The 21,535-nt window shown below is 60.6% G+C and carries 24 protein-coding genes; all 24 read right to left on the minus strand.

The window, feature by feature from the left end; all coding sequences use genetic code 11:
* Window positions 1-27: 27 nt before the first annotated feature.
* Window positions 28-381, minus strand: coding sequence for a DUF2793 domain-containing protein (locus HCH_RS25335; protein WP_011399365.1), 354 nt, complete (start codon window positions 379-381; stop codon window positions 28-30).
* Entirely contained in the window at window positions 381-2,567 is a 2,187-nt protein-coding gene (locus HCH_RS25340) for a phage tail protein (protein ID WP_011399366.1), read from the minus strand. The genes HCH_RS25335 and HCH_RS25340 overlap by 1 nt, the downstream gene beginning before the upstream one ends.
* The gene (locus HCH_RS25345; RefSeq protein WP_011399367.1) at window positions 2,557-2,772 is read right to left on the minus strand and encodes a hypothetical protein; all 216 of its coding nucleotides are present in this window, start codon (window positions 2,770-2,772) and stop codon (window positions 2,557-2,559) included. Before HCH_RS25345 ends, HCH_RS25340 begins: the two co-directional genes overlap by 11 nt.
* Complete coding sequence (locus HCH_RS25350; RefSeq protein WP_011399368.1) at window positions 2,769-3,002, minus strand: hypothetical protein; 234 nt, start codon at window positions 3,000-3,002, stop codon at window positions 2,769-2,771. Before HCH_RS25350 ends, HCH_RS25345 begins: the two co-directional genes overlap by 4 nt.
* Window positions 3,003-3,011: 9 nt before the next feature.
* Window positions 3,012-3,821: a phage BR0599 family protein gene (locus HCH_RS25355; protein ID WP_011399369.1), complete on the minus strand. Its 810-nt coding sequence runs from the start codon at window positions 3,819-3,821 to the stop codon at window positions 3,012-3,014.
* Window positions 3,818-5,509, minus strand: a complete 1,692-nt coding sequence (locus tag HCH_RS25360; RefSeq protein WP_011399370.1) for a hypothetical protein — start codon at window positions 5,507-5,509, stop codon at window positions 3,818-3,820. The genes HCH_RS25355 and HCH_RS25360 overlap by 4 nt, the downstream gene beginning before the upstream one ends.
* A gap of 2 nt (window positions 5,510-5,511) precedes the next feature.
* The gene (locus tag HCH_RS25365; protein WP_011399371.1) at window positions 5,512-6,444 is read right to left on the minus strand and encodes a hypothetical protein; all 933 of its coding nucleotides are present in this window, start codon (window positions 6,442-6,444) and stop codon (window positions 5,512-5,514) included.
* A complete protein-coding gene (locus HCH_RS32740) occupies window positions 6,444-7,688 on the minus strand; it encodes a discoidin domain-containing protein (protein WP_011399372.1) in 1,245 nt (414 codons plus the stop codon). Before HCH_RS32740 ends, HCH_RS25365 begins: the two co-directional genes overlap by 1 nt.
* A gap of 9 nt (window positions 7,689-7,697) precedes the next feature.
* Window positions 7,698-10,907 (minus strand): tape measure protein, encoded by a 3,210-nt coding sequence (locus HCH_RS25375; RefSeq protein ID WP_011399373.1) that lies wholly within the window; start codon window positions 10,905-10,907, stop codon window positions 7,698-7,700.
* A gap of 2 nt (window positions 10,908-10,909) precedes the next feature.
* Window positions 10,910-11,557: a DUF6441 family protein gene (locus tag HCH_RS25380; RefSeq protein ID WP_011399374.1), complete on the minus strand. Its 648-nt coding sequence runs from the start codon at window positions 11,555-11,557 to the stop codon at window positions 10,910-10,912.
* Window positions 11,547-11,738, minus strand: coding sequence for a hypothetical protein (locus tag HCH_RS25385; protein WP_011399375.1), 192 nt, complete (start codon window positions 11,736-11,738; stop codon window positions 11,547-11,549). The genes HCH_RS25380 and HCH_RS25385 overlap by 11 nt, the downstream gene beginning before the upstream one ends.
* Window positions 11,735-12,124, minus strand: coding sequence for a DUF6631 family protein (locus tag HCH_RS25390; protein ID WP_011399376.1), 390 nt, complete (start codon window positions 12,122-12,124; stop codon window positions 11,735-11,737). The genes HCH_RS25385 and HCH_RS25390 overlap by 4 nt, the downstream gene beginning before the upstream one ends.
* An 8-nt stretch (window positions 12,125-12,132) precedes the next feature.
* Entirely contained in the window at window positions 12,133-12,885 is a 753-nt protein-coding gene (locus HCH_RS25395; RefSeq protein ID WP_011399377.1) for a hypothetical protein, read from the minus strand.
* Between the two features lie 2 nt (window positions 12,886-12,887).
* Complete coding sequence (locus tag HCH_RS25400; RefSeq protein WP_011399378.1) at window positions 12,888-13,067, minus strand: DUF7210 family protein; 180 nt, start codon at window positions 13,065-13,067, stop codon at window positions 12,888-12,890.
* The gene (locus HCH_RS25405; RefSeq protein ID WP_011399379.1) at window positions 13,064-13,498 is read right to left on the minus strand and encodes a hypothetical protein; all 435 of its coding nucleotides are present in this window, start codon (window positions 13,496-13,498) and stop codon (window positions 13,064-13,066) included. The genes HCH_RS25400 and HCH_RS25405 overlap by 4 nt, the downstream gene beginning before the upstream one ends.
* Window positions 13,495-13,794 (minus strand): head-tail joining protein, encoded by a 300-nt coding sequence (locus HCH_RS25410; protein WP_011399380.1) that lies wholly within the window; start codon window positions 13,792-13,794, stop codon window positions 13,495-13,497. The genes HCH_RS25405 and HCH_RS25410 overlap by 4 nt, the downstream gene beginning before the upstream one ends.
* Window positions 13,791-14,792: a major capsid protein gene (locus HCH_RS25415; protein WP_011399381.1), complete on the minus strand. Its 1,002-nt coding sequence runs from the start codon at window positions 14,790-14,792 to the stop codon at window positions 13,791-13,793. The genes HCH_RS25410 and HCH_RS25415 overlap by 4 nt, the downstream gene beginning before the upstream one ends.
* Before the next feature lie 22 nt (window positions 14,793-14,814).
* Window positions 14,815-15,186 (minus strand): head decoration protein, encoded by a 372-nt coding sequence (locus HCH_RS25420; RefSeq protein ID WP_011399382.1) that lies wholly within the window; start codon window positions 15,184-15,186, stop codon window positions 14,815-14,817.
* 3 nt (window positions 15,187-15,189) lie between these two features.
* Window positions 15,190-16,413, minus strand: coding sequence for a S49 family peptidase (locus HCH_RS25425; protein ID WP_011399383.1), 1,224 nt, complete (start codon window positions 16,411-16,413; stop codon window positions 15,190-15,192).
* Between the two features lie 7 nt (window positions 16,414-16,420).
* Entirely contained in the window at window positions 16,421-17,893 is a 1,473-nt protein-coding gene (locus HCH_RS25430; protein WP_011399384.1) for a phage portal protein, read from the minus strand.
* Complete coding sequence (locus HCH_RS25435) at window positions 17,893-18,096, minus strand: phage head-tail joining protein (protein ID WP_011399385.1); 204 nt, start codon at window positions 18,094-18,096, stop codon at window positions 17,893-17,895. The genes HCH_RS25430 and HCH_RS25435 overlap by 1 nt, the downstream gene beginning before the upstream one ends.
* Window positions 18,097-18,103: 7 nt before the next feature.
* Window positions 18,104-20,071 carry a phage terminase large subunit family protein gene (locus tag HCH_RS25440; RefSeq protein ID WP_011399386.1) on the minus strand — a complete coding sequence of 656 codons (1,968 nt, stop codon included), beginning with the start codon at window positions 20,069-20,071 and terminating at the stop codon, window positions 18,104-18,106.
* Window positions 20,068-20,580, minus strand: coding sequence for a hypothetical protein (locus HCH_RS25445; RefSeq protein WP_011399387.1), 513 nt, complete (start codon window positions 20,578-20,580; stop codon window positions 20,068-20,070). The genes HCH_RS25440 and HCH_RS25445 overlap by 4 nt, the downstream gene beginning before the upstream one ends.
* A gap of 324 nt (window positions 20,581-20,904) precedes the next feature.
* A complete protein-coding gene (locus tag HCH_RS25450) occupies window positions 20,905-21,423 on the minus strand; it encodes a hypothetical protein (RefSeq protein WP_041598929.1) in 519 nt (172 codons plus the stop codon).
* Between the last annotated feature and the right edge of the window lie 112 nt (window positions 21,424-21,535).

Consider the following 21,535-nt stretch of genomic DNA (forward strand, 5'->3'; position numbering starts at 1 on the left):
CTTAAATGGGATGGGACGCTGTCGGCGTCAGAGCGAGACGCCAGCGCTCCAATCCGTTCCGGTATAAGCGCAAAGCCTAGCTTCCTCTTCCACAAAGCACAGCCATCCCGTTTGAGGTGTGTAATAGTCCCAGGCGTTTTGAATACGGACGGCGACCTGTCCGGCCTTGTTCTCCCATTCCCCGGTCGCATTGACGGGAATCAGATAACGATCGCCCTCTTGGGCGGTAGCAGGTGGAGCGCTTGTATGTCGCCCCTTCACGGATAGGCCCACCAACGCGCCAAGGCGTTTAAGGTTGGCGTCCATCCCCGCGGCCCATCCCGACTCCCCCGTGCTCCAACCGTAGTTCAATCCAAGATTGGGGTCAGTACGTGCAGACATTAATGCCCTCCATAATATTGGTCATAGTTAAGGCCATACCCCGCGCGCTCGACACTGATGTTGTGCTTTTGCCAACTGGCGAGCCCATTCCTCATGGCTTCTAAAGTGATGAATAGACGCCCGTTGGGACGCCCCAGTCCGGTATCTGTTATTTCCTGCTCTATTGAATAAGTCAGAGAGGTTTCCTGCAGAGAGGGAACGGAGAGAATCCGGCGTTTGGTTTCGCTATACACACTTAAGACGTAAGTCACACCCGGCTCAGGCCCAATATTCCCCATGCTTTGAGACGTTAATTCCACCGTTTGCGTGAGCCGATCACGATGCGCCCACGAGACCGTTAAGGCCCCAGTGATGACGTCAGGATAGGCGGCGCCGTTAACTTTCAGATTGCCTGGCGGGTAAGGTCGGTCCTGACGCCGATTCATCGATAAGGACTCGACAGGCGCGGAGTCCAACGCCAAGGTTCCCTTCCCTGTCACGGTCAGCAAGCGCACATCCACCTTTTCGCCGGCGGCGTATTCCGTAGCGTCCACGCCCTGAAACCCATCGGCAAACCAAAGGCGACTGCCTGCAGGATGCGCCACGGGTACCGTATCGAGCACGCCACGCAACAGGGTGAGACTGCGCTGCGACAGGTCCATCGCAGTCACCGCCACAACTTCATCGTTCAAATAGGCGTACCCGCCAATCTCCACCAAGTCGAGATCGCGCTCTTCTATGACCATCACTGTCGTTTTTACCTGAGGGCCAATCTCATCGGCCAATACCGCGGAAGGACAGAACTCCCCCTGACCTCGCCGTTGGTAATGGGGCGCGGTATGCGACTTACTGTGCAGCTCATAATTGAGCGCCCCAGATGAGGGACGCACCGCCAACGTCTGCAGATAACCCTCAGACGGCTCCAGATACTCCAGGTCCGCAGGCTTTAACGACCTTACAAGGTCCCAGTATGGGGCTTCCACCAAGCGTCGATATGGGGAGGTTGATGGCGCTGGGACAGGATCGCTCCATCCTGTTGGCTGAGCGGAGGTATAACTGGCCGCAGGTAAGCCAAACACGTCTTCAACCGCTTCTATATGAATCGCGCCCTGGGTCAGGGTTCCGCCATCGATGGCGGCGATGCGTAACACCAGTGACTCAATGCCTAATGCCGGCCAGGTGAGGATAAACACATCTCCCGGCGCCAGCCGCCATCCATTGCGGTTTACCTTGAGACGGACCTTCGCCAGAGGTGTGGAAACGGCGGTTAAGTCGCGCATGGCCACCCGGGACGCCAGCACATCCGATGTAATGCCAGGGTATCGCCGGGTTTGGGATACCACTGCGCCCTGGGCCTGGATATTGGCCAGGTCCTGCACCGTCACACTGGTTTCCTTGAAACTCTCGGGATGGGTGTAGATCAGCACCAGCTCGTTGGTGGTTTCTCCCCAGGCCGCTCGCTGAAAGCTCTCCAGTTCGATCACAGTGTTTGGACCAAAAACCGGTAAGGCGGACTGCGCATAGTTGGCTCGCACCAGCTTCAGCACAAAGCGCCCGTTGGTGGGAGAGGTCGTCAGAACGCCGCCAATATGATCCAGCACCTCTTTCACAAACTGCTCGATTTTACTTTGCTGCGACCAGATCAGGCTTAATCCGAAGCCTTCCTGATACAACGCATCGGCCGCCGCCCGAAAACCGCCGTCATCCAAACTGATGGCGGGATAGCCCATGCCCCATACGGGGTTGGTCAGACACTCGTAAAGGATATGGGCCGGATTCGCGGCGCCATGAATCTCCGCCTTGTCGGGATACCAGGCCCTAAAGCAACGCTTCACCCGCACCGCCCAGGGTTTGATATAGGGATTGTTGGCGGCGAGGCAGACCTGCCTCAGAATGAGGCTGAACAATCCGCGATAGGCGGGCTGAGGATCTCCCTGGACGGCTTTAAGGTAGTCGTTGGGTAGTTGCGTCTCTTCCCCAAACGCCGCATCCACGGAGCCATAGACGCCGCCCTCACGTTTGTCGCCGCCAAATAACTCTTTCTCGTTGAGCTGAAGTCGCCCACTAGTTTTGAGGTCGCCTTTCCAGGCTTGGCGATCGCCGACCTGAATTTCGGTGAGGGCGTCCACCGGGCCGTGGCAGATCGCCAAGTGCATCCCGAGGTAGTATCGATACCCAACGGTGACCGACTTACTGCTACCGCCCATCCTGCTCCTCGTCTTGGCGTGTTTGCGCCTGAGCCACGACCGCTTGGGCCATGACGTCGCCGGTGGCCAGCAATGTCTTCGCCGGCAATCCCACTTCCAAAAACCGGGACCAGTCCAACCCATGGCGAGCGAACCAGGCGCGGCCGCCGCGATTGCAATAGCCTAGCGCCCGCATATCGGCGTGAGTGACAGTCAATGATTTCATTTCTTACCGCCTTTGGATTTGATGGGCGTGGTGCGCAGATCGCCGTACCAGACCACATTGGCGCTGCGCACCAGCACTGTTCCAAACACCACGGGAATGGGACGCCCCTCGTCGGCGGTGGGCGCGTCCAAGTCCTTTAACTCCGCCGCCGGCGGTTGCGGCGGTTTGGGCGCCAGCGCGTACTGAACCAGTGTGGCGACGATCCACACGACGATTTGCATCCAAGGCATGAAAGGTCCTCAGTAAATTGGGCTGCCGCCGAACGGGTTCTTGGAGGGAATAAAGGGAAAGCCGCCGTAGTTCAGACTATTGCCAAACTTGGCGTCACAGGTCATCAACGTGTGGTCGCAGCCTGGATACAACATCACCGCTGCGCCAACGCGAAGACCCGGCGGCGCTGTGGACAGCGTGATTGCGTCGCCACTCTGGCCGACGATCATGCGCTTTTCCGTCAATCCCTCGGCGGACCAGGTGGCGAATCCTCCCGCGAAATAGCCGTCCGCATAGTCGGCCGCGGCGGCGACGTGAATGACAGGGCCTTCCAGGGCCATCACATTCCCCTTAATGCGATGCGCCGTGGGACTGGCTCCGCAGGCCGCGCCATAGAGCGCATGAGGACAGTTGCGTTGATACAGGCGACGCAAGCCCGTTCGCTGCAAACTGGTATAGACCGGCTCGCAATTGAACTCCACTTCAGAGCCGCGCCACTCCGCATTCAGCACCCGTCCCATCCACACAGGAACCGTCTCCGGGTCATCCCGATGTCGCCGGTATACCGTCAACAACGTCACTTCAGAGGGAGGCGTGGTAATAAACGCTTGGGCCACCGTCACATCCCGAGGCAGGGTGACGCGAAAACCTGCGCGTCCGCTTTGCGCGCTGCGCTCTATCACGCCGCGCTTGAGTGCGATGGCGGCATAGACAAACGCGTTAAAGCGTTCATCCCTGGCGGCGCTGGTATAACGCCAGACGCGCGTTCCCCGGCGAAACTCATAGAGCTCGACCGGACAGGCTTTGTCCGTTGATGTCTCTCGGTCTGCGTAACTCATAGATCGTCCCGTAAACTCATTAAGGGCAAGCTGACTTCCGCCAGCGCATCGGTATGGTGGGAAATTTCGACGGCGTCAGCATCCAAACGCATGAGCGTCATAAAAGAAATTCGAGCGATCTCCGCGGGGGAGAGAGAAACGCCAAGCGGTTGGTCCAATGCAATCAGCTCACGCTGCGCGTCCACCTCAGAGGCGCCGGTAATACGACGATAGAAGCGTTCTCCTGAAACTGTCTGAATAAGCAGATCTCGTCGTCCCGCCCAGGCGGCGGGACCTGCGGCGTAACCTCTGTTATCGATGGTCCAGGCCGCATCCTGCGCTCCAAATGGCGCGACGACGGCGATGTCCGATTGAAAGCTAGGGAGCCAGAACGGTTTCAAACGCCCAGCCCGGGCCGCCAGCCAGCGCCTGAAATCCGCAATGGCGGGACGTCCCGCCAACAGCCAGCGATGGACGCGCCGGCGGCGATCGACCCCGGTCAGGTCGTCCACGACCCGGCGTCCGGTCAGATAATCCAACTCCCGAAGGTCTCGCATTACCGAGGCGTCCAAATCATCACGCCAGTTTGGCGGGACCCTAAGCACGGGATAGCCTTGGTAGTCGGGCTCTTCCGTCATTGCAATCAGCGCGCATTCCTCCTCCAACCGAAACTGAGTTTTGGCGGCGACAATGGCGTCGGTCACGTAGGTCAGATTCTGGCTACTCCCCACGCGAGCGGAGTGTACCGGCGCTATTCGGGTTCCAGCGGGCCAGCTTTGCTCCAGGGGCCGTTTAAGGTGCAACTGGTTTGGCTCGACCGCGGCGATCTCCGCAAACTCCGCACGCAAATCGTGTACGAGCGTCAGCAAGCCGCCGACCGCATAATCACGGTGCGACGTATCGACGGTAAGCGTCTGGACGCCGGCGGCGATGGGGGTTGCGGAAACGGCGGCGTCTATCCACCATGGCAGTCCATACACGCGCGCTTGCCAAGAGATAAGCAGGTTCTCCATCATCACACGGGGGCGATCCACACCTGCCAACACTCTGTATTCCAGCATGCGTCGAGGATGCGCCCGCACTCTGACTCGCTGTTCCACGCCAGAGTGGGAGCGCATCACGTCAGTGAGCCACTCCAAGCGTTCAATGACGGGTTCAGACCAGTCCGGGGATAGCGTCCAGCCGACAATGCGTCGCCCTGTCACCCCTAGCGTGGGCGTATCCGAGCTAAATAGAAACCGAAATCGCGCCTCCACCTGCGGCGGCCCATTGGGAGCCACGGACAACGAATAGCGGCGCGACTCCAAGGCGCCAAACTGCGTCGGTGGCGAAGCCGGCCCGGTCAGCGTCATGCCTTCGGCGGCTTCACGCGCCACGGAGTTGAGCGTCTGGGGCTGCATGTGCGCATTCCAGACTTCTATCTCGCGCATCTGCACCGAGGCCACACTGCCCAGATCAATGCGCTCAGGCAGAACATGCACCCGGTGATACCAATCCACGCCAAAGCTGGCGGCGAGCGTCCCTTCTTGAGGTATACGCGGCGTAAACGTGGCGGCTTTGCGTTGTGAGCGTGTCGACGCAGGGCTGGCGATGGCGCTCACGTCGGGCGGCCAGGCCGGCAGCGCGAGATGCTCCATGTCCTGCGCCAAGCGTGGGTTGTTCCATACGGCGCTACAGGACGCGGGGATAAAGCCTTCTACAGCGGTCATGGTCAGGGACCGTCATAGCGTACGGCGAAACCAAACGTGCCCGTCGAGAGCCGCGATCCCGCAGAACTGCCATAGGAGCCATTAGGACTCTGAATGTCTTTTTCCCACCAGGGGAACACTTTCCAGCGCTCGCCCCCTAACGTGAGGATATCCCCGGCGTTGTAGTAATTGAGCCGCAGGCTGCGCCAGTGCTCCAAATGCCCTAACAGCGAAATGTAGCCGTCTGAGCGCGGCAGCCACAACCACATCGGCGTCATCACCGATTGCTGGCTCCAACTGTTGGGCTGCCGCATCTGAATGGGATGCGCGTACTGGGCAAAAGACGGCCAGACCGTATTGTTGGCGTTCGCGCCGGGCCAGATATTTCCGTCCACCCGACAGTGCAGAAAGCTCGCCCGATAATGCTGAAAGCCGTTGGAATGAGAGTCTGTATTACGAGTGTTCCAAAACGGCGCCGCCGGTGAGCGCCAGTAGCCCGCTCGGTATTGGCCTTCTCCCGCCTGCGTTGGTGTGAAATAGAACCCGTTCGTCGATTTGGCGGCCATGCAGTGGGACGCCGCAAACCAGTTGCCGCCCTCCCAGGCGCCGTACTTCTGAATGTCGCCAAAAGCCATCCACTGATGCCGGGACACGGAGTAATTCACGACACAGAGCATCAGGTCGGGCGACTCATGGGCGAACAAGTGATAAGTGACGGGCCACGCAGAGCTGGGCAGCCAGATACGCGCCTTTTGCGGACAAGGATCGACGCTGAAATCCGCGCTGTTGGCGCCGGCGATAACCACTTGGTCGGGATCAGCCAATGTCAGACTCACATGATTGACGCCTTTACTGAGCGAATCCCCCTGAACGCGCCAACCATTGGCTTCGGCAAACAGCATCATGGCGTCCCTCAGCGCGGAGTTAGAACCGACCTGGCCAGTTTCATACGCCATTACGCCAACCTCAGCGCAAAGTAGTCGCGCACGCCCGTGCGAAACACATCCTGGACCACCAGATGCTCGAGGCCGTCGGCAACGACAGTGCTTTCCACCGCGTTGGCGAACCCCGGCACAAAATACACGCCGTCCAGTTCGCCGTAGGTATTGGCGGGATCATTGAGCACAATCGGCATGAGCGGATAATGGCCTTCCGTGTCGCGGGTGATCACGCTGTTATTCCAGGGCCAGCTTTCTGGCTGGAGCCATTCACCGTCGATGAAGCGGAATTTGAAGTTCGCGCGATTGCCTTTGTAGGGTAAAACCAGCGAACCATCCGAATAGCGGGTCAATGCATCGGTGGGAGTCATACCGGCGGCCAGCAAGGGATAAGGAAACTGTCCTGGTGTGGCGTAAGGGAGAAACTTGCCCAGGTAAAACGTCATGTACGACGTATCCACTTTCACCACACAGACAATGCGTTGGCCGTTGGCCACGAACCAGTACGGCATCGCCGCATTCCACACAGGAAACCCCATCATGGGCGATGCGCCTGGCTGCTTGCTGAAGCCATTCGCTTCGACAAACCCTGAAAAGCCCGCCAGGCGCCAGTTGAAGATATCGGTGGTGGGCGACGCATAGGTTTCTATTCCCACAAAAACGGCGTCGTTACCGGACAGTCCTGGCCCCTGCAGAATCAACTGCGCGGGGACGCCATGGCTGATGCGGGAGGTCTCCAGCGTTTCCAACAGATCAAAATCCCGCAGCCCGCTGTAACCCCAGTCGCCGTTATTGGCGTGAATCAGAATGCGCCAGTGGGTTTTCGCGCCGATGCTTGGCGTACTGACGCTGTATTCCCGAAACTGCGCATTACTCCAACTCTGGTCATTCCAGGTTTCCTGAGCGGTCCACACCTCGCCATCGTCCGACCCTTCCAAGGTGAAGGATTTGGGGGAGCGCGAGGCTTTGCCCGCTCCCCTCAGGGTAAATGCCCGCACTTCCAGAGGGCGCACCAGTTCCAGCCCCAGATGAGACGGCGCCGCCTGACTTTGCGCGGTTAACCATTCGCTGGCGCTGTCCGCGTCAAAGCCTCTGAAGGCCTCATAACCGCCCAGTTCGCTGCTGCAAAAAATGCGCTTATACCCAATCCAACGCAGCGCCCGCCAACGCTGCTCAACAGGCGTCATCGTTTGCGTCACGAATTGGTATAAGCGCATCAGCAAGTCGACGTAATCGCCCGCCGTGCCGGATTCGTAGGCCATAAAAAAGTCTCAGCTTAATAATTGCCGCACCGCGCCCGCGTTGCGTTGCAGAATGTTCAGGATGGTTTTCTCCCCGGAGGAGGATGTGAGGTAGTCGGCCGCCATCGCCGGATCGACGACATTCACGATGCGGACGGCGGAGCCGCCATTCGCGCCAGGCGCCCCTGCCGCTGCGCTCGCCGACGGACGCGGGCCAGTGGGAACCAAACCGCCGCTGGCGAAGCCCAAGGCGCCGCCTTGCAGGCGAGGACCGGCGGACAGGCCGTTGATAGAGTGCAATAAGCCCACGCCGACACGGCGTACGGCGGCGGCATTGACGACGAACTCCCCGGCGGACAACCGCGCGGGAATGGAATCGCTGGTGGACGTTCCAGGTCCGCTGACATAGCCGCCTTGGGCAAAGCCTTTGAACAAGGAAGACAATATGGCGCCGGGACCGCTGGCGGAGCCGACGGAGCCAAACAGACCGCCAAACAACGACTCAGCGAGCTTTTGCGAGGCCATGCGTTGAATCGTCCCCAGTACGGAACGGCCAAAATCCGCAAACGCGGCGCTGGCGCTCTTGGCCCCAGCGCCCACCGACTCGAACAGATTCGCCATCCCGTCGCGCAGTGAGCCGTCAAAGGACACCGCCACCTCATCCACGACCTGATTAACCCGGGTGATTTCGTTTTTCCAAGCCTGCACCCGCGCCAACGCGTCCGGCCCGATCGCGGAAGCCGCCGCCTCTAACTTGGGCAACATGGATGTAAGCTCATCGCCTGTCGCCTGGTGTAGCGCCAGTAGTTCCCGTTGAGCCTGCGCCTCCCCCAATTGTCCCGCTTGCCGCTGCAACTGAATGGCTTGCTCTGCGGCATTCATGTTCGTCAGGGTTTGATGAAAGCGCTGCTCCCAGGCCGCCAAATCCGCCTCCGCCGCCTGCACGTCGATGAGTCGGTTCACCAGGGCGGCGCCTTCCTGATCGCCTTCCGCCTGCAGTCTCGCCACCAGGGACTGATATCGCTGGGCCACTTGCGCGCGTCTGTCCGCGCTATCGGCGACGCCCGTTAATTCCCTTAACTCGGCTTTGACGCGCGCAAGCTCGTCGCCGAGCTCTTTCTCCGCCTGCGCCGCCCGACGCGCATTGGCGACTTCCGCCTCCGTCCGCTGTCGGTTGAGCAGGGTCAGCTCCGCTTCCAGTTTCACCAGATCCGCTTGCTCCTTGGCGCGCCCAGCAACGTCCTGGTTCGTCTTTAGCAATGCCTTCTGACGCTGTATCGCCGTGCGCACCCGCTCGATGTTCGCGTCGATGTCGCGCTGTGCGAGTCGCGTTTTTTCGGCGTAGTACTCCCGCAATGACAGCTGACGTTCCGCCAAAGCGCGATCCAATTCGGCGTTTTCCCGCGCCAACGAATCTTTGAGCAGGCGCAGTTCCGCGTCGGCGCGCGCCTGGTCCAGGGTCAGTCGTGCGCCTTCTGCGCCCGGCGCCGCGCCTGCCGGTTGGTTGCGTCCAAATACGCCCGGTTCATGGGTTTCTGGTTTGATGCGTGACGCGATCGCCCGCGCCGCCTCGCCGACATAGTCCCGGGAGAAGGACTTGCGTAGCTCCCGAGAAACTTGCCGCCCGTAGACGCCCACCTCCCCAAGTTGACGCGTCATGGTCGTCTTTAGAGACTGCATGGAGAAGTCGCCCTTGAAAGCCGCGTTCACATCGCGTCCCAGCGCCCTCGCCATTTCTCCGATATTAGAGAAGGCGCGCCGAAACCTTGTGACCAGAAAAGCCGCTGTGATTCCCGCCACGCGTCCGACCGCCGTAAAGGTTCCAAGCACCAGATTGATTCCGCTACGGACCGACGCGCCAAGTTCCCGCAGTTCCCTGATCGCTGCCTCACGCACTCGCCGCCAGCCGACTTCGCCTGCGCCCATGAACTGCCCCAGCGCCTCGATGGCGGCGCCGATTTTCTCGGTGACAAGGTCCCAGGTCGCCGCCGCAATCTGCTTGAGTGTGGCGGTCTTTCCGCCGAATTGAACGGTGGCGTCACGGGCGGAGTACAGCATGCCCGCCACCACGCCCAAGGCCGTCACTAAGGCGCCGACGGGGCCGCCTAACAAGGCCAGCGCGCCGCGCAGTACTGTCAAACCCCGTCCCCAAAGCGTGGCGGAGGCGGCCGCCTGAGCAAAGGCGGAAGACGCCGCCATCGCCTGGGTGCGGGTTTTCGCCACATCCGCGACTAAGGCCCCAGTCGCCACGCCTTGCGCACGGGCCTGGGCCAACGCCGCCAATGCGCTTTGATGCCGGGCCGCCGCCTCCGCCGACAGTATTTTCAGACTGGCCAGTCGCGCCGCATTTTCCGCCCGGGTGGCGGCAAGACTCGCCGTCAAAGAGGCGATCATGCGTCCCATGGCGGCCACCAGCGCCACGCCAGCCAGATCGATCAACACCTCCAAATGCTGCGCCAGAAACTGCAGACTCTGAGCCAGTGCGGCGGTCACGCCGCTATGGGAGTCCCGCTCGCCAAACGCGCGTAGAAAGGCGTTTTTCAGGCGCACCAACGCGCCCGACACGGTATCCGGTAAGCTCGCCATTTCCAGCGTCAGGCGCGTCTTCTCATTTTTTAGCGCATCCATGACCGCCTTGGCGGTGATCTTGCCTTCCTGCGCCAGAGCACGCAGCGCACCCATGGGAACGCCCATGCCATCCGCAATCGCCTGCGCCAATCGCGGCGTCTGTTCCACGACCGCGTTAAACTCCTCGCCGCGCAGCTGCCCTGACGCAAACGCCTGACCCAACTGCAGCAGCGCCCCCGCGGCGGCTTCGCTGGAGGCGCCGGATAAGGCGACCGCCTGACTGATGGTCTCCGTCACCGCCAAGGCTTCGCTTTGCTCCCTCCCCAGAGCGCGGACTGAGGGCGCCAGTCGCGCATACAGCGTGACCGTCTCCGCCAACGGCGCGCGGTTGCGTTGAGAGATCGCGTAGAGTTCGGCGTCGGCGCGATTGAACTCTTCCTGCGAGGTGACGGCGAGCTTGAGTCGCGCCTGCAGGTTCTTATATTGGTCGGCCGTCTCCGTCAGCTCGCGCACGCCCAGTCCAAGCCCGATCAATCCGCCCAGTCGGGACAGCAGATCCCCTAGCTGGTTGGCGTGTTCACGAAGGTGCGAGAGGCTGCCGTTGACGGAGGTGAATGCGCGCCGGGTATCATCGACGGCGGAGATAAGGATTTGAGCCCGTGGTGAAGCCATGGTCAGAGTCGTTTAAGGATGACGCGCAGCGACGCGGTCAATCGGGGCAGTTCCGCGCGCACTGACTGCTGCAGGTCGAAGCGCTTTTTCAAGGTGACTTTGGAGACCAGCACGGCGATAGGAATGGCTTCGCCGCGGGTCAGTCGACGAACGCCTCGTCGCTCACGCTCGGCGCGGCGAAATCGAGACAAAACCCGCGACGACTCTGGCGTGCTGTGCGCCATCAGAATCAGTTTGCCGTGGCGCTTAACGAAGGCGGTGAGATTCGCCCGTCGTAAGTCGTCAACCAGGCGCGCGAAGGCCTTGCGTCCGATTCGTTGATGCGCAGGCAACAAAGGGATCAACATGCGTCCCCGTATCACCTTGCCGCGCTCATGAACGCCCAACCAGGGAATCTTGGACCCCACCCACAAGGCGGGTAATTGGTTTGACTTGGCGTCATACACTTTGGCGCGCACGGAACGCAGCAGCGCCGGCGACGTGCGTGAGAAACCGCGACGCATGTCATCACGCACCCGCGTCACCATGTCCCGGCCGGAAGCGCGCATGACTTTGCCCACCGCCGAATGCACCGCCTGACGCTTTTCTTTGCGCCAGGCGTTAAATCTCCGCCGATCCAACAGGCCATCCGCGACCAGATCAATCCGCAAAGCGTAACGCCTCTCGCAAACGACTCACATCCTCAGGGCCGCCCTGGGCCGCGATATTCAACATCGTCAACTGCGCCAGCATCCGTTCGTTTTCATAACGCTGGTCCGCAATAAGAAAAGTCTGGATTTGGGCGGGGGTGTACGTGAGCAGATCCGGGTAGCGGTGGCCTGCGCGAATCAAACGGGCGATGGCGTCGCTCCAGGTAATCGGGCGGCCAGTCGTTGCGCCAGCTGGTCGAATCCCGGAGCCACCCTTTGCATGAAAAAATCGGCGTTCGCCTCGAACAACGCGGTCGCTAATTTCAATGCGTCATCCAGCGCCAACGCTTCCACCCAGGGTAACGGTTGCCGGCTCGCTATCGCCAACGCCGTCAGAAGCGAGTCGGCGTGGTCGCAGAATAACGCCAACCAGTCCGGCTCGCCGCCCAATTGGGCGATAAAAGGCCGCACGGCCCGAATCAACGCGGGCAGTTCGCCCAAGGTTAATGGCGAAAGCGTGAGCGTAACTTCCGCAATATCCAGGGTATGTGCGGGCGGCGCCAGCACGTCCCATTCCGATGTGTCCACGCGTCCTCCTACAACAACACGATGCGGCCGAACTGACCCAGGTCGCCCTGCGCCGATTTCAGCGTGTCCGCCAAGACCTGGCCGGACAATTCGAATTTCATCAGCTCGTCGGTAATGATCGACAACTCTTTGGCGGGATTGATCGCCACCCGGTACAGATCGATGACGACCTCGCGGTTGCCGTCGGCGGTGTTCAGTCCCTCAAAGCGAATCCAGCGCTCGGGCAGCGGCTGGGTGAACATGGCGGTGCTCTGCGCCGTTCCGTAGCTGTAATCCACCTTGAAGGGCTCGACAAAGGGGCCATTCTCGGATTTATCGAGCACTGTCAAAGAACCATGCTTGGCGTTCACGCGGTACTGCGCCTGGGCCAGGGTTTTCGCTGGCGAACCGGAGTCTTTGATCATGACCTCGGACAGATTCTGCTTCGCCAGCAGGTATAGCTCGCCCGGATTCAGCGGATTCGGCAGCGTCTCCGCGGTCACTGTGCCGGCGGTTTGTTCGGTGGAGACGCCATAGAGTCCTAACGCCAGGTTGGACGGAATCAACTCCTCCAAGGTGCAGGAAAATTCGCCTTTCTTGGTTTTGATCAACTGCAGATCCGTCAAGCGTTGTCCGCTGACGGACTCCTGGTGCTCAAGGGTTTCCACCGACAGCGACACTTTCAACTCAGGAACGTTGCCCACGTAACTGAGTCCCAAGGGATGGCCGAGGGGATCGCGCGCGCCGATATAGACGCGCCCCTGGCCGGAGAAATACGACATGTTCAGTTTCCTTTTTGGTGGGGAGTGCGATCTTTGGCCTGGGCCGTTTTCGTCGATGTGATGGCTTCAGCCACGCCAAGCTCGATCAGCCAACGGGCGGCGGCCGCATCGACCTCAATACAGTCGCCGGGACCATAGGCGACGCCGGCATGGATGTGAGGACATAAGAGCTTTAACGTCACAATACGCTTCCGTCTCGGGTTAAATCATGGATGTGTGTGCGATATCGCACTTCATAACGCAATGGCAGTGCGACGGCGCCGGCATCGGCGTCTTCCGCGTCCCATTCCGCGTCGATTTCCAGTAATGCGTAAGCCAGTCCGCCCATATTGGCGTCGCGCATCAGCGCCGTATGGGCCGCGACCGCGAGTCGGTCCGCTTGTTCAAACGCATCCCGACCACGGGTGATCGCCACCAGACGAATATTCAGTGCGCGTTCAACCCGGTCATTCACGCGGGCGAGGACGACGTCCGACTCCGTCATCAATAACAGGGCCGGACTTGCTTCCCGATTGATCGGGGCCGTGGGATAACGCCAGACCGGGACCGGAGCCAGCGCCTTCTTGAGCGTGTCCAGGCAAGTGCGTTGAATGCGTTCACGAATGGAATTCACCTGAGCGGCTCCAACCGGGTCAGATCCGCCCGTCGTTCTGCGCCATCGCCCACGGCCCGGATATCGCGAACCTGATAGCGAACGCCGGCGATGTAAATCTCGTCATCCACCGCCAAGGTGGGAAGCGCTGACGCCGGATAGCGAATCGCGTAGTCAGCAGACAGCGCCAAGCCGTCAAGCACAGGTTCGTCCGGCGCGCGGAATTCCACCGACGCCGAGCCCCCGTCAGTCTCTGCGCGAACTAACAATCCTGCTCGATCAGCGGCGTCATATAACGCCTCCAGGCGCGCGATCATGCGGCCAGGCGCACCAGCACACCCGGGCGTCGACACATCGGCAGCGGATTGGACTGGGTATGCAAATCCGTGCCGCGGCCAAACTTGCGCGGTTCCTGTTTCGCATACAGCGGCTTACCGATGGTATTGACCGTTTCATTGAAGTCCGCTGGCGCGCAATGTGTGGCGAAGGTGTCGATCGTGCCTACGGGAAACGCATGCGCTTCGCCGGGCGCGATAAAGCGACGTGCGACGCCATCGATATCGTTGGCCTGGCCGCGATACTCTTCGAAGACGATGCCGCCGAAGGTGAATCCGGAGCGCACATCGTTAATCAATATCGCGCCGTCCTGCCAACGCTCGTAGGCTTTCTCCACTTTGGCGTGGCCCGTCAGCGCCGCGAAAAACTCCGGCGAACACAGGCAATGCACCCCGGTCATGAACTCGCCGCGAAGGTTGTCCTCGATGTGCGCCAACACTTTGATGCAGCGATCCTTAACCGCCGTAGCGGCATTGCCCAGGTTAAAAGGAATGGTGGTCGGGGCGATGTCGAACTCGTCGTACAGGTCGTACAGCACCGATCCATCGGCGTCCAGAATGACGCCTTTCAAGGCGCCCATACGCAGATGCTCCAGCGTGATGGCGTGCTTGTTGCGCATGGTTTGCAGGTTGCGCGCCATGATGCCTGCGATCGTCTCCATGTCGGTTTCAGATCCGAAGGCGCGCACGCCTTGCACCTCATCCGGCAGCACCACATCGTCATGGGGAATGTGCGGTATCACGAAAGAACGCAGCGAGCGCTTGCCGCGACGTCCCACCGTGCCGGGCGAGCCCGGCGGCAGGGTTGGCAGCAGATTCAGCACGCCATTCATTTCTTCCACGATGATCTGGCGCGTGCGAACCGGCTGCATCGGCATGAGCTTCATCGATTCCAGGCGCCCATATCGGTTGGGCAGAATATTGATGGCCGCCGTCAACGCGGCCATGGAAAAGGCGGGGGTATCAAAGGGATTCAGCATGAACTCTTTCTCAGGAGGGACGTCAGGCGCTCGCGCGCACCAGCAGGCCGCGCGCTTTCAGTTGCGCCATTGCAGCGGCTTTTTGTTCGGGGGTAATGTCGGAAGGCCAGATCAGCGCATCGCTTGCGACCACCGCGTGACGGGCGATAAAAAGCGCGTCATGTCGCTCCGCGCTGGTGGCGTCGATGCTCACGGCCAGAACGCCGACGGCCGTATCGCCGCCCTCGGCGGCTGGCGTCAGCGCTTTCAGTCGTCCCTCCGCATCCAGGGAAACAACGGCTCCCAGCGCCAGCTTTTGTCCGACCGCTACGCTGGCCACATCGCGGGAATAGAGATTAGGGGCTTCGAACTTGAGCAGATCCCCTAGATTGTTGGCTTCGTGAATGGCGGGCATTGACTACGCCTCTCCCGCCAAACGCTTGACCGCGGCGACAACCGGACTGTGCTCGGGGCGCAGCTGCGTCCCGGTTTCCGCTGTAATGCGCGAGGCGATGTCAGGCTGCTCCGCTCGCGCGCTCAGCAAGACCTGCCGGACCTGCGCCTCACTGCTGCCCGCGGCGAGAAACTCGGCGGTGCGTTGGGGAACGCCAGCAATCAAACAAAGCTCGGCAATGGCCTGCGCCTGGGCGTAAGGCGGCGCCTGCACCGGCGGCGAAGCCGGCTCGATAGACGCTTCCACGACAGGATCGTCAATGTGGTTGGGTAAGGCTTCTGGGAGGACTTCAGACACAATAAGCTCCTTGGACGAGCGGGGGTAAGCGTGCGCGTTGCGACGTTCACGAGGCGTGAGTGCGCCTTGTCGTCGTAACGCATCGGTGAATTCAGAGAGGGTTTGATCAAAGCTTGAGACGGCGTCCGCCAGCCCTAACGACACGGCTTCTTCGCCAAAGAACAGACGCGCTTTCGTATTGCGCACGTCGTCCTCGCTCAGGTTGCGCATCTGGGCGACCTGGCTGACGAAAATCCGGTACAGACGATCCACTTCCGCCTGGAGAGAACTGGCGGCTTCCGGCGATAACGGGGCATGGGGAGACAGATCGTTTTTATGCTCGCCGGCGTACAGGGCCGTGTACGCTAATCCGTCGCGGGCGTCTTTCGCTGACTGGTCTACGTGCAGCGCGATCACGCCTACCGAGCCCACGCCAGCGGTCTGCGACACGCTGAGCCGACCCGCGCTTGCGGCGATGGCGTAGGCGGCGGAGAAAGCGGAGTCATTGGCGTGCGCCCAGACTGGCTTGCGGGCGTTCACCGCGCGGATGCGTTCAGCCAGCTCAAAGACCCCGCCGGCCTCACCGCCCGGCGAATCAATGTCGAGTAAAATACCCGCCACCTGTGGGTCGGCCACGGCGGCATCCAGGCTTTGCGCGATCTGGCCATAAGAAGACAGGCCTGACGCGGCTTCAAGGCCCAGCGTGCGCCGCACCAGCGAGCCATGCACGGGGATAACCGCAATGCCGGGCGCGCTGTCTTTGCGCGCTCGCGGCGCCGGCGGCGTGAGGCTCACGCCCGTGTTGGCCAGTCCTATGCGACCCCCCACCACCGCCAGGATCACATCCAGTTTGCAGCGGGCGATCAGTAGCGGCGTCCCGATCAAGCGGGACGCTAAATGAATCATGGGCATATGTGTTTTAGTCTTCTGAGGAATCGGAAGGGGCGGCGTCGGTCGCTGCTGCGGCTGGTCTGGGATCGGAGTCGAACGTCAGACCGAGCTCGTCTGCGCGCGCGTTATCAGCGGCAATTTCTCTGTCGATGGTTTCCGCGTCATAACCAAACGCGGAGATGGCTTCAGAGCGCGACAGTAACCCGGCGCGAATGGCCACGATCAGCGCATCGAATTCTTTCTTGGGATCAACCCACTGCCATCCCTGGGGCACCCATTTGACGGCGAGATAGTCCCGCCGACGGTTAGCGAAATCGGGCGCGCGCAACACGCCTTCCAGCACCGCTTGAGTCATCCATGCGCGCCAGATGGGACGGCATAGCTGATGGACAATGACGCCGTGTTGAATCGCTTCGCAGCGACGTCGAAATTCCAGCAGGCCGGCGCGGATCGAGGAGTAATTTACCTGGGTCAAATCGCCAGTGAGCATCTCGTAGGTGATGCCCATCGCTGCGGCGACGGCGCGAAACTGTTGACGCATGAAGTCCGCATAGCTGGCGCCGACGTCCGCCGGTTGCGAGAACTTGATGTCCTCGCCGGGCTCAAGAATCTGCAACGCCCCGGGCTCCAGTCCCGCCAACGCGGCTCCCTGTCCGTCCGGCGCGCCTTCGCCCATCAGGTTGTCCTCCGGGCCGATGCGCGTGATGAAACCGGCGAACATCGCCGCCGTTTTCTTGCGCACCAGCTCGGCGTCGTCGTATTGATCCAGCTCGTTGAGCTTGACCAGGGCCCGGGCCAGCCAAGGTTCGCCGCGGATCTGACCCGGTCGCAGCGGCCGGAACACATGTAGGATTTCGGCGGCGGGAACCCGCACTGTTTCCAAGTCCGTCGCGCCGGACGCCGGGGCGAGCAGACCGTCTCCCGGATGCGTGCGAAAAAGGTGGTAGGCGACGCGCCGCCCCAGGCAATCGAACTCGATGCCAGCGCGCACGGTATGGCCGTTGGGCAGGTCCTGATTCAGCGTCGGGTCCAGATGCTCCGGCTCCAACACCTGCAGTTGCAGACCTACCGGCAGATCGTCTTCCGGACGACGGTAGCGCAGGCGCACCAGGCACTCGCCGCCCTCCAGCATGGCGCGACACACCAACGCCTGCAGGCCGTAGAAATCCGTCAGTCCGGCAGCGTCGGCATCCTCGCACCAGTCGCGCCACCGTTCATGAATGGCTTCCCGCAAACGGGGATCTTTGACCAGGGACTGCGGCTTGACGCCGACGCCGATGGCATTGGCGACGTAGGCTTCGACGCCCGCCGCGGCCCAGACATTGCGGCGGGCCAGATCCCGGCTTTTGGCGCGCAGCTCATTCTGGGTAAACGCCAACGCCGCCACCGCACCGGGATTGCCCACTTGCCAGGCGAGCGCCCGCCGGCCGCCGCCAACGCCGTCATAGGTTGGCGCGGTCTGCCCGAACAGCCCTTTGCGCAGACGCGCGAACCAGGCCATCAGGCGCCTTTGCCCGTCGTCATATAAATCCGTCGCACCCGCGGCGTAAGTTCGCGTCGGGAAATCTCCGCCTCCACGGTGCGTATCGCCGCCTGCAGCTCGGCCACCGAACGGTACTCCACCGTTTTGTCGCCGAAGCTCACCCGGCGCTCGCCGGTGGCCAACGCCCGCTTCAAAACATCAAGTTGCTCTTGGGTATACATGGGTCTCTTATCGTGTCAGCCACGCGCTCTGAATGCGGCGTCGACTTGGGGATCGGGATTTAGAAACGACAAGGCCGCCTTCGAGGGCGGCCTTGTCGTCATAACGTGCAATAGGAGGTTCTGGCGTATCTGGCGGACGCAGTGTTTTTTCGAGCTCGCGCCAATGGCGTTCTTCAAAACGATCCAACCCCGCCGCACAGGCCGCGGCGCGGGCGTAGACATAACAGTCCAACGCTTCATTGCGCTCACGCATCTTGCGCCATTCGCGCACCGGAAAACCGTTGCGGTCGCGGCGCGTCACCAGCTGCTCCGCACAGAGCTGCTGGAGGAACTCGGCGTCGACCCGGGGTAAGTGAATGTAGCCAGCCGGATAGACGGGAGTGACCCCATCTTCCGCCATGTCCGCGTGTTTGCGCAGGTTGTTGTATAACTCCAGTTTGGCGATGCCCACCGCCACCGAGAACAGTTTGACGCCCCGACGCAATTTGCGACCGCCTTGGGTGACGTCCACTGCGGTGGGCGATCCGACCAACGCCGCGCCACGCGCTCGTCCTTTGACGGCCATGAGGCGTGGATCGCGACGGGCGCGCACGAATGCATAGGCTTCCTGTGTAGCGAAGCCGGTATCCAATGCGAATCGCGTTAGGGGGATTGGCGCGCCGTCCTCATGGCTCCAGGTTTCATCAAGTAACGCCGCCAAATGCTTCCAGACGTCCTCGCGCGCGGTATCGCCCATCAGCACCCGATGCTCAACCAGCCACGCTGTCTTGCCGCGACCAAAGGCCCATATCGACGCTTCGATGCGATCCTGTTGTACGTCCGCGCCTCCCACCAGCAAGAGGCCGCCAGCGGGTACGCAACCGATCGGATATTCCTCACGCCGCTCGGCCAGCTGTTGCCAATCCGGCGTTTCGCCTTCCTCCACCCAGGTCTCGCCCAATTCGGTGTTCTTGAAGGTTTTGATCGCGGCGTTGGAGCCGGACTCTTTGTTGACGGCGCTCTCCCAGGCGTAGGCGATATCCGCCCAGGTGCGCCAGCCTATCGGGCTGTACAAGGAAGATAAGTGAAAGCCTGCAGTCTTGGTTCCGCGCCCGGGCGCCATCGCTAGCCACTCGCCGCGCTCCAGCATCCAGGTTTTGTGGTGCTCGGCGATGGGGACGACGCAGGCTTCGCACACGTAGGCGGCGGTGTCGGGACGGCCACGCTCCCATCTTAGCTGCTCAAAGCGCAGCCACTGCGGGTGGCCGCAATGTGGACAAGGCACGACATATCGCCGCTGGTCGGACGCCTCGTATTCGCGCTCAATCGCGCTGGCTCCGGCGATAGTCGGCGTGGAGACAATGAAGATCTTGCGCCGGGAGAAGGTGCGCGTGCGCGCTTCCGCCAAGGTGATGGCGTCGCCTTCGCCTTCCACATCCACCGGGTAGGCGTCCACCTCGTCCAGGAACAAATAACGCACCGGCATGGAGCGCAGCCCCACCGCGGAGTTGGCGCCGGTCATGACCAATACGCCGCCGCGATACTCCTTCGACAAGATGGTGTTGCCAGAGTCTCTTGATCTCGCGGGGGCGACCAATTCTGTCAGCGCCGGCGTCTCCTCCAGCAAGGGATCTATCCGCTGCTTGGAGCTCCGCTTCGCCATATCCACGGTAGGCCAGACCGCCATCATGGGACCGGGGGAATGATGAATAACGTAACCGATCCAGTTAGTGCCGGCCTCAGTACCGCCGACCTGCGCCCCCTTCATAAACACGACGCGTTCAACTGGCGAGGTTGGAGAGAGGCAGTCCATGATCTCGCGCAGGTAGGGCGTGCGTTGAGTGCGCCAGCGCCCGGGTTCCGCAGAGGCTTTGCTGGACAGGACCCGATGGTGGTCGGCCCACTCCGACAGGGAGAGCAAACGCTCTGGGGTCAGTCCCTCACGCCACGCCCGTTCGATATCCGCCGCCCCGTCATAATCCGGGCCCGAAATCATCCATCCACTCGGGGACGCAGCTCGCCAAGTTCTTGCAAATGCTCGCGCACCGCCGATTCCAGCGCCACATGGAAAGCGTGTGGATCAACGCCAAGATGGGCCGCCATATGAGGGGACACCCGCGAGGGCCAATTCAGCCAGGCGTCGCGTTCGGTGCGCGCCAACTGAAACACATGGGCGATCGCCTGCGAGCGATCCACCAATTCTCCTTTAAGCCGCGCCAGGCGAACCTTGTTCGTCTGCGCCTTGACCACCTCATTAACGGTGCGCGCTTGTAGAAGTGAGGCATTCCCGTTGCCGGCGATGTCTTCCGGGGTTCGCGCTTTGACGACGCCTCGGCGCGATCCCACCTTGGGTGATTCGGTATTGCGCTCCCACTCCCGATCCGCCCGTTCCTGATCCAGCGTTCCGTCCTGCTCGGGGGTGATGCGTCCTGTCTGAATCGCCTTACGAACGGCGGTATCGGAGACGCCTCGATGACGCGCATAGGCGCGAATAGAAATTCCCATGAGCTGTATCAATCACATCGGGAAATAACGCTTAAAACACTTGGATTGCATCTTTTGCTTTTCGGGATGCGCTGTGTCGCCACTAAGCTAAACATGTATAAGGTTCTGAGCGCCACAGCGCCGAGGTCATCGTTTTGTAGGCCTTTGACGTAGAAAAACGTGTCGCCTTGTATTTGGCATTGGCCGTTTGTTGCAAGTGCTTCGTGAGAAATGCGAGGAGTATCTATAAATCATCAAAAGCTGTTGACTTCATATCTGCCTAGCCAAAGTACAATAAATTGTGAGTTTTGATTAGGCAGACGAATATCAATTATGCGTTTTCTATTAGCACACCGCTAAATAGATACTTAACGTCCAACCGTCAGGTAGACTAAAGTCCTCCCTTTGGACATTATCGCCAAAGTAAGAATCAGTCTCCCTTCTTGCTTCGTCGCTAATGATGAACATAAGAGCTAGCGGTATGCTTTGTTGCCTTGTTCGTGATCTGAGCTTTTGGATATCGTCTTGGAAGTTTAGATAGAATCTGTTGCCAGCTTGTTGCGTGGCGCTGTCTGCAGAGGCAAATAGCGATTCACATTTTAGCTCTACCAGGAATGATTTTTGTTGGTTGACGTCTGTAATCTTTATGTCGACCGCTTGCCGCGCATTTTCATATGCGTGAACTTCTCTTTCAACATTAACAACACCGTCGCCAGGTAATGTCTGAAATACATTCGTCAGCTCTACTTGAGCCCAGCCTTCCCATCCACCTTTTTGCATGAAATTTCTAACAATTTCCCCTCCTTTGTTTTTAGCCCAGCCTTGCGCCCAGCCAAAAATCTGTTTTTCCGTGATTACAGGCATTCCAAAGTCTCCAAGATAAAGTTAACCATAATAAGTTAAGGCGCAACATTTAAATCTCGCCGCTAGTGAATGCGCGAGATATGTGCAAATGCCGTCAATAAACTTTTAGGCC

Origin of the sequence: Hahella chejuensis KCTC 2396 (assembly GCF_000012985.1) — a bacterium.
Taxonomy (GTDB): domain Bacteria; phylum Pseudomonadota; class Gammaproteobacteria; order Pseudomonadales; family Oleiphilaceae; genus Hahella; species Hahella chejuensis.